Source organism: Bradyrhizobium sp. CCBAU 51627, assembly GCF_028128765.1.
GTDB lineage: Bacteria > Pseudomonadota > Alphaproteobacteria > Rhizobiales > Xanthobacteraceae > Bradyrhizobium.
The window spans coordinates 1-10461 of record NZ_LBJG01000064.1; the positions used below are offsets into that span (position 1 = coordinate 1).

Consider the following 10461-nt stretch of genomic DNA (forward strand, 5'->3'; position numbering starts at 1 on the left):
CGACATCGCCACGCGCCTTGGCCGGTGGCCACCGGCCAAGGCGCTAAGTCGCTTCCATCGCACAAAATGGTCCCGTGCAGATACAAGGGGTTCTCTCCGCCGGCTCAAATGCGGATCGGACTCGCGGAGAGAGACCCCTCACCCAAGCGAGTTTGCATTGACCGGCGTCGCTGCCCTCTCCCACAAGGGGCGAGGGCGCATCAATGCACAGCTCGTCTGGTTTGAGCTCTCTCGAAAAATTCACGCCGTCGCGCGCGCGTCCTTGCTCACGATCGGCGGCTTGGCATTCAGCGCCTCGACCTGGAACCCCGCCACGCGCTTGTAGTTCGCGGCGATGTCTTCCAGCTCCTGCTGCGACAGCACGTCGGTGACGACCTTGTAGCCGTCAGGCGCGCGCTCCTCGACGAGCTGCATCACCTGCTCGGGGCCGTTCTTGCGGTTGAGCAGCACGAGGTCGGTGGTCGCCGGCCTGCGCTCGGCCTCGTAGGCGAGCAGTGCCTCGGTCGTCGGACCATGCGTCAGGATCTCGCGGGTGATGGTGCGGGCGTCGAGGATCGCCTGCGAGGCGCCGTTCGAGCCGATCGGGTACATCGGGTGCGCCGCGTCGCCCATCAGCGTGACCTTGCCGAAGGTCCATTGCGACACCGGATCGCGGTCGACCAGCGGATACTCATAGGCGTGCGGGCAGCTCCGGATCAGGCCGGGGACGTCGAGCCAGTCGAATTTCCAGCTCTCGAACCAGGGCAGGAATTCTTCCAGCCGGGCGGTGCGGTTATAGTCCTCGCGCCGCCATTGATAGGTCGGAGGCATGTGGCGCTCGGCGACCCAGTTGATGAGGTGGCTGCCGGATTCGTCCGGCTCCTTCGAGATCGGATAGCAGACGAATTTCAGGATTTCGTGGCCGGCCATGATCATGGTGCGGCCGGTGAGGAACGCCTTGGCCGGCGTGACGCCGCGCCAGAGAATGCGGCCGTTCCAGATCGGCGGACCTTCGTTCGGATAGAGCTTCTCGCGTGCGGCGGAATGGATGCCATCCGCGGCGATCATGATCGCGCCGTCGTAGGTCCCCGCGGCCTTGCCGGTTGCCCTGTCGATGAAGTCGGCGCGGACGCCGCCTGTCGTCTCGCTCCAGCCGGTCAGATGATGGCTGGTGAGGATGTTGTCGCGGCCGAGCCGCTCGATCGCGGTGTCGAGCAGGATCTGTTGCAGCGTGCCGCGATGGATCGAGAACTGCGGCCATTTGTAGCCGGCCTCCAGCCCGCGCGGCTCGCTCCAGATCGGCTTGCCGTGCTTGGAGAAATAAGCGAGTTCGCGGGTGCGTACGCCGCTGGCGTCCAGCTTGTCGAGCAGCCCGAGCTCGATCAACTCGCGCACCGCATGCGGCAGCACGTTGATGCCGACGCCGAGCGGCTTCAGTTCCGCAACGCTCTCGAACACTTTTGCGGGAACGCCGATTTGGTGCAGGCTGAGCGCAAGCGTCAGCCCGCCGATGCCGCCACCGGCGATGAGTACCGTCATGACAAAACCCCTCCCATTCCGGGCGTCTTGGCACAGGCGGGCGGCCGTGGGCAACTGCGAAGAGCAAGAGCGCCGAGAACGTCGTGCTATGGACGCCGGGGGCGGCAGCCGTTAATTTCCGGTTTTCCCACGAGGTCCGACATGCTCAAGCTCTACTACGCCACAGGCACCTGCGCGCTCGCCACCTACATCACCCTGGAGGAGGCCGGCATCGACTACACGGCCGAACGGCTGAGCTTCAAGGACAACCAGCAGAACAGCCCGGATTATCTCAAGATCAATCCGAAGGGGCGCGTTCCGGCCCTGGTCACCGACCGGGGTGTCCTGACGGAGACCCCGGCGATGCTGGCCTACATCGCGCAGAGCTTTCCCAAGGCGAAGCTCGCGCCGCTCGACGATCCCTTCGACTTCGCGCAGGTGCAGTCGTTCAACTCCTATCTCTGCTCGACCGTGCACATCAATCACGCCCACAAGATGCGCGGCGCGCGCTGGGCGACGCAGGAAAGCTCGTTCGCCGACATGAAGGCGATGGTGCCGAAGACCATGGGTGCCTGCTTCAACCTGATCGAGCAGACGATGTTCAAGGGGCCGTGGGTGATGGGCGATCAGTTCACGATCTGCGATCCCTACCTCTACACGCTCTCGACCTGGCTCGAAGGCGACAGTGTCGACATCAACGCAACGCCGAAGATCGCGGACCATTTCAAGCGCATGTCCGATCGCCCCGCGGTGGCAAAGGTGATGGCCGCGCAGAAGGCGTGAGGCTCTTGTAGGGTGGGCCAAGGCGCAAAGCGCCGTGCCCACGCTCTTTCTCCAGTAGTGGCAGATGGTGAGCACGCTTCGCTTTGCCGACCGCTACGAGAGCTTGCGCTTGGCTTGCTCCAGCTCCCGCCCGGTCTCGAGCATCAGCTGCCGCAGCCAGATCGAGCCGGGGTCCATCTGCGCCCGCGTCGGGTAGAACATGAACTGCTCGTCGATGCCGGGATCGAGCGGCGGGCTCACCGTCACCAGCCCGAGCTGCTTCGACAGCGCGGCGATCAGCCGGCGCGGCACGAAGGCGACGAGGTCGGTGCGGGCGGCAACGTGTAGCGCTTCGAGATAACCTGGCACCACCAGCGAGATGTGCCGCTCGATGCCCTTGGGCCGAAGCCAGGTGTCGATCAGATCCTCGGCGTTGCCCCGAATGATCACGCCGACATGGCGCGCGGCGAGAAACACTTCGCGCCGCTTCAGCTTTGGCGCAAGCGGATGACCGCGCCGCACTGCCAACGCGTCGCCGTCGGTGTAGAGCAGCTGGCGGTGGAAGCCCTTGAAGGCGTTGCCGATCGAAATCACGAGGTCGATGGTGCGGGCGAACTCGGCGTGGAAGATCGCCGGCCCCCGCCACGGCACGACGTCAATGCGCACGTTGGGCGCAAGGCGCGTCACCTTCTCCATCAGCGGCGGCATCAATAGTTCGACGGCGAGATCAGGCATCATCAACCGGAATGCTCGCTCGCTGCGTGCGGCGTCGAACGCCTCGGGCACGAACAGCCCGCGCACCTGGTCGAGCGCCTGTGCCAGCGGCGCGCGCAAGCCCTGGGCTCGCGGTGTCAGCTCCATCCGTGCGCCGGTGCGGACCAGCAGCGGATCGCCGAAGATGTCGCGCAGGCGTTGCAGCGCGTGGCTCGTGGCCGGCTGCGACAGCCCGATGCGCATGGCGGCGCGGCTGACATTGGCCTCGCGCAGCAGCGCGTCGAGCGCGGTCAGTAGATTGAGGTCGAGCGAATTCAAATTCATGAAGCGAATAGATATCATATCCTCTATCGATTTGAAGAATTACGGTCGGGCTGCGACGTTCTCCGTGTTGCCACTATCAGGAGATGCCGCCATGAGCACGAGCGCCAACAAGAAACTGATGCAGGAAATCTTTGCCGCCGCCGCCAGCCCAGATCCGGCGGTGCGCGACCGCTCCCTGTTCACCGCAAGCCTTGCCGACGATGCCAGATGGGTCGTGACCGGCCAGTATTCCTGGTCGCGTACCTTCGCCGGGAAGGAGGCGATCCTGAACGATCTGCACGGCTATGTGCGCAGCCGCCTTCGTGACCGGACACGTACGGTCGCTCACCGCTTCATTGCCGATGACGATATCGTCGTGGTGGAAGCCAAGGGCGACAACGTCACGGCTGAGGGCGCACCTTACGACAACGATTATTGTCTCGTGTTCCAGTTCGAGAACGGCAAGATCAAGGAGATCCGGGAGTATTGCGACTCGGTGCTGACCGAAAGGGCGCTTGGTCCGTTTCCGCAAACGGCTGTGAGGGCCGTGGGCTGAAGGAGAGGATGTTATCCCCGCAACGCATGCAGCCCGTTGCATGTCATTGCGGGGCTCGCGCCAGGATTTTGGCATTTTTGCCGATAAAATTAGCAGAACATGAGTAGTCCTTCGCAGGGCTCGCGCGAGGCATTTGAAGGTTCAATTAACGAGTGTCCCGCATTGTATCGCGGTGCAGCGTTGAGTCGTGCGAAGTGCGCGAAGCGCGGCTGCCGGGGTGGCCGCGACGATCGCCGGAGTCGTGCGTCCGCCCGAATTCACATGCATCTGGGTGGACAGTGGGAATGCCGAGCTTTCGTTTGCAGATTAGGGGCCGTCTCTATGCCGGCTTCATGGCTTTGGTGCTGGTTGGTCTGGTGATGGCGGTGGTCGCCATCTGGAGTTTGCGGTCCGTGCAGGACCAAGTCGCAAAACAATCTGCGCTCTCGGACAGCACGGCGCGGGTGCTGGAGATATCCACCCATCTCCAGGCGATCCAGCGCGCCAATCTCCGTTACATCTACGACGCCAATGAGTCCGCGATGAAGGAGGCTTCGGAGCGGGAGACCGCGGCGACCGAACTGCTGCAGATCGGCGCCAAGGGCACGATGTCCGAGGAGCGGCGCAGGCTCTACAACGATCTGATCGCCGACATCGCGAAGATGCGAAGTCTCCGCGACAATCTCGGCGATGCGGTCAATGAGGCGCGGACCGGCAAGGCGACGCTGCTGCCGAGCGGCGATGAATTGACCGCCAAGATAGCCAAGCTGGTCGATGTCGCGCGCGCAGCCGTGGATGAAGACACCGCGGCTCTCGTCGCGGACCTCGAATCCAGGCTGCTCTTCGTTCAGATCGCCAATTGGCGCTTCCTGGCCCTGCGCGATACCAAGGGGCCCGCCAACTTCAGAACCAATGTGGACAGGGCCATGCAGCGGCTTTCGGCGCTCGAAAAGTCTCCGCAGGCGACGGAATTGCGCGCCACGCTCGCGCCGGTGAAGACCTCGCTCGGCATCTACAAATCGGCGTTCGAGACCACGTCGGCCGCGATGCTGCAGGCCGACGAGATCTACCACAAGAGTCTCGCGCCGCTGATCGTCGACAGCATTGCCAAGCTCAAGGTCGCGGAGACCACCCTGAAGAAAGACTACAAGAACTCGCGCAACCAGGCTGAAGCTGCGATCGATGGCACGACGTCGGTGCAGGAGATCGCGGGCGGCCTGGCCACCCTGTTCGGATTGATCGTTGCCTTCCTGATCGCCCGCAGTATCGTCGGGCCGCTGACCGCGATGACGCGCGCGATGGGGCGGCTCGCCGGCGGCGATCTCGCGGTCGAGATCCCTGGGCGGGGCAAGGCTGACGAGATCGGCGACATGGCCAAGGCGATCGAGGTGTTCAAGACCAGCATGATCGACACCGAGCGCCTGCGCCAGGAGCAGACCGAGACCGAGGCGCGGCAAGCCGAGGACCGCAAGAAGGACATGGTCCTTCTCGCCGATCGGTTCGAGCAGGCGGTCGGCGAGATCGTCGATACGGTGTCGTCGGCGTCGAGCGAGCTCGAGGCCTCCGCGGGCACGCTGACGGCGACGGCGACACGCGCCCAGGATCTGTCGACAGAAGTCGCCTCCGCCTCGCAGGAAGCGACCACCAACGTCCAGGCCGTCGCGTCCGCCACCGAAGAGCTGTCCTCCTCGGTGAACGAGATCGCGCGCCAGGTCCAGGAGTCCGCCCGCATCGCCAGCGAAGCCGTCGGGCAGGCGAGCAAGACCAATGCACGCGTCGGCGAGCTCTCCAAGGCGGCCGCCCGCATCGGCGATGTGGTCGAGCTGATCAGCACGATTGCCGGTCAGACCAACCTGTTGGCGCTCAATGCCACCATCGAGGCGGCGCGTGCAGGCGAAGCGGGCCGCGGCTTTGCCGTCGTCGCCACCGAGGTCAAGGCGCTGGCCGAGCAGACCGCGAAGGCTACCGGCGAGATCGCCCAGCAGGTCTCGGGCATCCAGGCCGCGACGGAAGAGTCGGTCGGCTCGATCAGGGAGATCAGCGGCACCATCGAGCGGCTGTCGGAGATTTCCTCGACCGTCGCCGCCGCCGTGGAACAGCAGGGCGCCGCCACGCAGGAAATCTCCCGCAACGTCCAGCAGGCTGCGCAAGGCACCCGGCGCGTCTCGACCAACATCGAAGACGTGCAGCGCGGCGCCTCGGAGACCGGCTCCGCGTCCGCGCAAGTGCTGTCGGCGGCGCGCTCGCTGTCTTCAGACAGCAATCGTCTGAAGCAGGAGGTGGCGAAGTTCCTGGACTCGGTCCACGCCGCTTGAAAGCAAAGGGCCACGCGCATGCGCGTGGCCCGTCATTCGCGGTAGGAGGTTCAGGCCACTTTCGTCGTCATGTGCCTGAACATGTTGGCGCGCGCCTCGTCGTCCATCTCGGCCTTGAAGGTGAACTTGTCCTTGAGCGCGATCGCGCGCGCGGCGGCCGGCCGTACCGAGATCTCGTCGACCAGGCGCTTGACGTTCGGGTAACGGGCAAAGGCGTCGTCGCCGAGTTTGAACGGCACCATCCGCGCCCAGCCCCACAGCGCCATGTCGACGATCGAGTAGGCATCGCCGACCATATAGCGGCGGCCATCGAGGTGGCCGTCGAGAATTTTGTAATGGCGATCGGTCTCGTATTGATAGCGATTATGGGCGTAATCGTGGTTCTGGTCCTTCGGCGCAAAATGCTTGAAGTGCACGGCCTGACCCGAATACGGCCCGACGCCTGACGCCACGAACATCAGCCAGGACAGCAACTCGGCGCGGTTGGTGGGGAGGAACTTGCCGGTCTTCTCGGCGAGATAAAGCAGGATGGCATTGCTGTCGAACACGATGGTGCCGCCATCGTCGATCGCCGGCACCTTGGCGTTCGGATTGATCTTCAGATAGTCCGGCGTGAACTGCTCGCCCTTGCGGGTGTCGATCTTCACCGGCTCGTAAGGCAGGCCAGCCTCCTCGAGGAACAACGCGACCTTGGTCGGGTTCGGCGATCCGTTGAAATAGAATTTGAGCATCTGGCATCTCCCCAAGGGTTGGTGGAAGGATTGGCGACCAACAGCGAATGCGGTTCGGCGTCGAGAGCGGACGCAGATATCATGGCTGCGCCGCGGGCTTTCTCTTGCCTGATCGTGGTCGGGGAGGGCAACCGACGAGTTTGCCGTGTGGTATCTGCGCGCTGCGCAGACCGGCCGGCGTAACAAAGGCCCGATCGTCGTCGTAAGACCGCGGCCTCAAGTGCGGGCACGCTTCGCTTTGCCCAGCCTTCAAGAGCGGAAACCGCGGCTATTCGGCCATGCCGGCGCGGATCTCGGCGCGCAGCTCGTCGATCAGCTTGAGACCCGTCTTGGTCTCGACGTGCCAGAAGGTCCAGCCGTTGCAGGCCTGTGCACCCTGCGCCACCGCGCCGATGCGGTGGATCGAGCCGACCCTGTCGCCGAGCATGATGGCGCCGTCGGCGCGCACCAGCGCGCCCAGCTTCTTCTTGGCGTCGAACAGTTTCGTGCCGGGCATGATCATGCCGCGCTCGATCAGCTCGGAGAACGCCACGCGCGGCGCTTCGCGCGCGGTCATGAACGGGGCGAGGCTCTCCTCTGGCAGCGGCTCGACCGCGGCGATGCGGGCCTCGGCCGCCTTGGCGTAGGTCTTGTCGCGCTCGAAGCCGATATAGGAGCGGCCGAGACGCTTGGCGACGGCGCCGGTGGTGCCGGTGCCGTTGAACGGATCGATCACGAGATCGCCGGGCTTGGACGACGACAGCAGCACGCGCGCGAGCAGACCTTCCGGCTTCTGCGTCGGGTGCACTTTCTTGCCGTCGGCGCCCTTGAGGCGTTCCTCGCCGGTGCAGAGCGGGATCAGCCAGTCGGAGCGGGCCTGCACGTCCTCGTTGGCGGCCTTCAGCGCCTCGTAGTTGAAGGTGTAGCCCTTGGCCTTCTCGTCGCGCGCGGCCCAGATCATGGTCTCGTGCGCGTTGGTGAAGCGGCGGCCGCGGAAATTCGGCATTGGGTTGGTCTTGCGCCAGACGATGTCGTTCAGGAGCCAGAAGCCGAGGTCCTGCATGATCGCGCCGACGCGAAAGATGTTGTGATAGGAGCCGATCACCCAGATCGTCGCCGACGGCTTCATGGCGCGGCGCGCGGCCAGCAGCCAGGCGCGGGTGAAATCGTCATAGGCGGAAAACGAATCGAACTTGTCCCAGTCGTCGTTGACGGCATCGACATGGGATTCGTCGGGGCGCTTGAGGTCGCCCTTGAGCTGGAGGTTGTAGGGCGGATCTGCGAACACCAGATCGACGCTACCGGGCTGAAGCTTCGACATCTCGGCGACGCAGTCGCCGACGATGATGCTGTGCGAAGCGGACTCAAAGTTTGTGCGGGGCGCCTTTGCAGACGCCCCGCGACGCGACACTACCATGACTCAAGAACTCTGACTCAGGCGACGCTGTCGGCGACGCGGGACCAAACAACCGACTGACCGTTACAATGAAGCGGCAAAGTAAAAAACGACTTAACCCGCCGCTTGCACGAGCAAGACCTGCATCGCGTTGCGCGAGCCGGCGATTGCTCGCATCCGCCGTGTTTTGCAGCCTATTTCGCGCATCCTCGCTCTGCAGCGGCCTGGCGGTGGTCAATCTTCTCTCGGAAAAAAATGCATGGCCCTCGGAAAAAATTGCTGATGCGAGCGCGCTGTCGTACTAGGCAATTTTTGCCGGCCACGATATTGATAAAGGCAACGGAAATTTTACGTATGTGGCGCGTTGAGCCCCAGCGTTTCTGCGCCGCGCAATTGATGCCATCAAGACTTGAGGGAAGCCCGCCATGCGCTACGATGATTTCCGCCGCAGCGACGACATCGAGGATCGTCGCGACGAAGGCGGCGGAGGATTTGGCGGCGGTGGAGGCGGCGGGTTCGGCCTGCCGATGGGTGGTGGCGGGCTCGGCATCGGCACCATCATCGTGCTCGGCCTGATCGGCTATGCCTTCGGCATCGATCCGCGCCTCCTGATCGGCGGCGCCGAGATTCTCTCCGGCGGCGGCCAGGCGCCGAGCTACCAGAACGACCGTCCGTCATCCCGCGCCAAGCGCGGGGCGCCGTCCGACGAAATGGGCAGCATGATTTCCGGCATCCTCGGCGAGATTGACGACCGCTGGAGCGAGATCTTCCAGGCCTCGGGCCAGTCCTACACCGGCCCGAAGGTCGTGCTGTTCCGCAACATTACCAATGGCGGCCGCTGCGGCCGGGCCGAGTCGGCGATGGGGCCGTTCTACTGCCCGCCGGACCGCACCATCTTCCTCGACACCTCGTTCTTCCGCGAGGTCGAGACGCGCTTCCACGGCTGTTCCGGCAAGTCGGCGTGCAACTTCACCACCGCCTATATCATCGCGCATGAGGCCGGCCATCACATCCAGAACCTGCTCGGCATCATTCCCAAGGTGACGCGGCGACAGCAGCAGGCCGGCAGCAAGGCCGAGGCCAATGCGCTCCAGGTCAAGGTCGAATTGCAGGCCGACTGTCTATCCGGCATCTGGGTCAATCGGGAGGCGAAGAAACGCCCGAACTTCCTCGAGGCGGGCGACATCGATGCCGCCCTGAGCACGGCCAGCGCGATCGGCGACGATACGCTGCAGCGTCAGGCCACCGGGCGCGTCGTGCCCGATTCCTTTACCCACGGCTCGGCCGCGCAGCGCAAGCAATGGTTCATGACCGGCTATCAGCAGGGCACGCTGCAGGCCTGTAACACGTTCGGCGGCGGCGGGCCGTAGCGGTTTCGTGCCCCGGACGCAACGTGAATTATGATGCGATTGCGCATCGGGGAATCCGGGAGTAGTGGCGTCATGCTGAGGTGCTCGCCTTGGCGAGCCTCGAAGGATGGCGAGCCTGCGGCCCGGGGATGACGGCGGTGGGTGGGAGAGAAGGTGCGACGAAATGGCCTCGATCGATGAATCCAAACAGTTCATCCCGCTCAACATCGCGGTGCTCACGGTCTCCGACACGCGCGCGCTTGCCGATGACAAGTCCGGCCAGACCCTCGTCGATCGCCTCACCGCGGCGGGCCATCGTCTCGCCGCGCGCGAGATCGTCACCGACGATGTCGAGGCGATCCGCGCCGTCATTCGCCGCTGGATTGCGGATGCCGGCGTCGACGTCGTCATCACCACTGGCGGCACCGGCTTCACCGGCCGCGACGTCACGCCGGAGGCGATCGAGCCTTTGTTCGAGAAGCGCATGGATGGTTTCTCGATCGCCTTCCACATGCTGAGCCACGCCAAGATCGGAACATCGACGATCCAGAGCCGTGCGACCGCGGGCGTTGCCGGTGCGACCTACATCTTCTGCCTGCCGGGTTCTCCCGGCGCCTGCCGCGACGGCTGGGACGGCATCCTCCAAGCGCAACTCGATTACCGCACGCGCCCCTGCAATTTCGTCGAGATCATGCCGCGGCTGGACGAGCATCTGCGCAGGCCGAAGGCGCAGGGCGCGACGGTGTAGCGCGACGGCGCCTCTTTCTTTCCTTCCCCCTTGTGGGGGAGGTGGCGCGAAGCGCCGGATGAGCGACTATCTCTGTTGTCAAGTTGCATTAGCGTAGGTGGTACGCGCATCGCGAGCTTTGGCGTTGAGGCG

Annotated in this window: 9 protein-coding genes; 5 read left to right on the forward strand and 4 right to left on the reverse strand. The window is 64.4% G+C overall.

The genetic code is table 11. From position 1 onward, the window contains the following. Positions 1-240 precede the first annotated feature (240 nt). Positions 241-1518: a flavin-dependent oxidoreductase gene (locus XH88_RS25760; RefSeq protein ID WP_271671051.1), complete on the reverse strand. Its 1278-nt coding sequence runs from the start codon at positions 1516-1518 to the stop codon at positions 241-243. Between the two features lie 141 nt (positions 1519-1659). Here XH88_RS25760 and XH88_RS25765 point away from each other — a divergent pair, with 141 nt between their 5' ends. Next, the gene (locus tag XH88_RS25765; protein ID WP_271671052.1) at positions 1660-2280 is read left to right on the forward strand and encodes a glutathione S-transferase family protein; all 621 of its coding nucleotides are present in this window, start codon (positions 1660-1662) and stop codon (positions 2278-2280) included. Positions 2281-2373: 93 nt separating this feature from the next. On the opposite strand, the gene XH88_RS25770 is transcribed toward XH88_RS25765, so the two are convergent. Continuing rightward, positions 2374-3297, reverse strand: a complete 924-nt coding sequence (locus XH88_RS25770) for a LysR family transcriptional regulator (RefSeq protein ID WP_271671059.1) — start codon at positions 3295-3297, stop codon at positions 2374-2376. A 91-nt stretch (positions 3298-3388) separates the two neighbouring features. Here XH88_RS25770 and XH88_RS25775 point away from each other — a divergent pair, with 91 nt between their 5' ends. Together XH88_RS25775 and XH88_RS25780 are read left to right on the forward strand one after the other, a co-directional pair. After that, the gene (locus XH88_RS25775; RefSeq protein WP_271671053.1) at positions 3389-3832 is read left to right on the forward strand and encodes a nuclear transport factor 2 family protein; all 444 of its coding nucleotides are present in this window, start codon (positions 3389-3391) and stop codon (positions 3830-3832) included. A gap of 284 nt (positions 3833-4116) precedes the next feature. Beyond that, positions 4117-6126, forward strand: coding sequence for a HAMP domain-containing methyl-accepting chemotaxis protein (locus XH88_RS25780; protein ID WP_271671054.1), 2010 nt, complete (start codon positions 4117-4119; stop codon positions 6124-6126). A 50-nt stretch (positions 6127-6176) separates the two neighbouring features. Here XH88_RS25780 and XH88_RS25785 read toward each other — a convergent pair whose 3' ends face one another. Beyond that, positions 6177-6857 (reverse strand): glutathione S-transferase family protein, encoded by a 681-nt coding sequence (locus tag XH88_RS25785; RefSeq protein ID WP_271671055.1) that lies wholly within the window; start codon positions 6855-6857, stop codon positions 6177-6179. Between the two features lie 268 nt (positions 6858-7125). Further along, a complete protein-coding gene (locus tag XH88_RS25790) occupies positions 7126-8253 on the reverse strand; it encodes a site-specific DNA-methyltransferase (RefSeq protein ID WP_271671056.1) in 1128 nt (375 codons plus the stop codon). A 404-nt stretch (positions 8254-8657) separates the two neighbouring features. On the opposite strand from XH88_RS25790, the gene ypfJ reads away from it, so the two are divergent. Both ypfJ and moaB read left to right on the forward strand, forming a co-directional pair. Beyond that, on the forward strand, positions 8658-9602 hold the full coding sequence (ypfJ, locus tag XH88_RS25795; RefSeq protein ID WP_271671057.1) for a KPN_02809 family neutral zinc metallopeptidase: 945 nt from the start codon (positions 8658-8660) through the stop codon (positions 9600-9602). A gap of 163 nt (positions 9603-9765) precedes the next feature. Further along, positions 9766-10329, forward strand: a complete 564-nt coding sequence (moaB, locus tag XH88_RS25800) for a molybdenum cofactor biosynthesis protein B (protein ID WP_271671058.1) — start codon at positions 9766-9768, stop codon at positions 10327-10329. Positions 10330-10461 lie beyond the last annotated feature (132 nt).

Coding starts and splice junctions, on each gene's coding strand:
- XH88_RS25785 (WP_271671055.1), bottom strand. CDS start 6,857: ATGCTCAAATTCTATTTCAACGGATCGCCGAACCCGACCAAGGTCGCG.
- XH88_RS25765 (WP_271671052.1), top strand. CDS start 1,660: ATGCTCAAGCTCTACTACGCCACAGGCACCTGCGCGCTCGCCACCTAC.
- moaB (WP_271671058.1), top strand. CDS start 9,766: ATGGCCTCGATCGATGAATCCAAACAGTTCATCCCGCTCAACATCGCG.
- ypfJ (WP_271671057.1), top strand. CDS start 8,658: ATGCGCTACGATGATTTCCGCCGCAGCGACGACATCGAGGATCGTCGC.
- XH88_RS25780 (WP_271671054.1), top strand. CDS start 4,117: ATGCCGAGCTTTCGTTTGCAGATTAGGGGCCGTCTCTATGCCGGCTTC.
- XH88_RS25790 (WP_271671056.1), bottom strand. CDS start 8,253: ATGGTAGTGTCGCGTCGCGGGGCGTCTGCAAAGGCGCCCCGCACAAAC.
- XH88_RS25760 (WP_271671051.1), bottom strand. CDS start 1,518: ATGACGGTACTCATCGCCGGTGGCGGCATCGGCGGGCTGACGCTTGCG.
- XH88_RS25775 (WP_271671053.1), top strand. CDS start 3,389: ATGAGCACGAGCGCCAACAAGAAACTGATGCAGGAAATCTTTGCCGCC.
- XH88_RS25770 (WP_271671059.1), bottom strand. CDS start 3,297: ATGAATTTGAATTCGCTCGACCTCAATCTACTGACCGCGCTCGACGCG.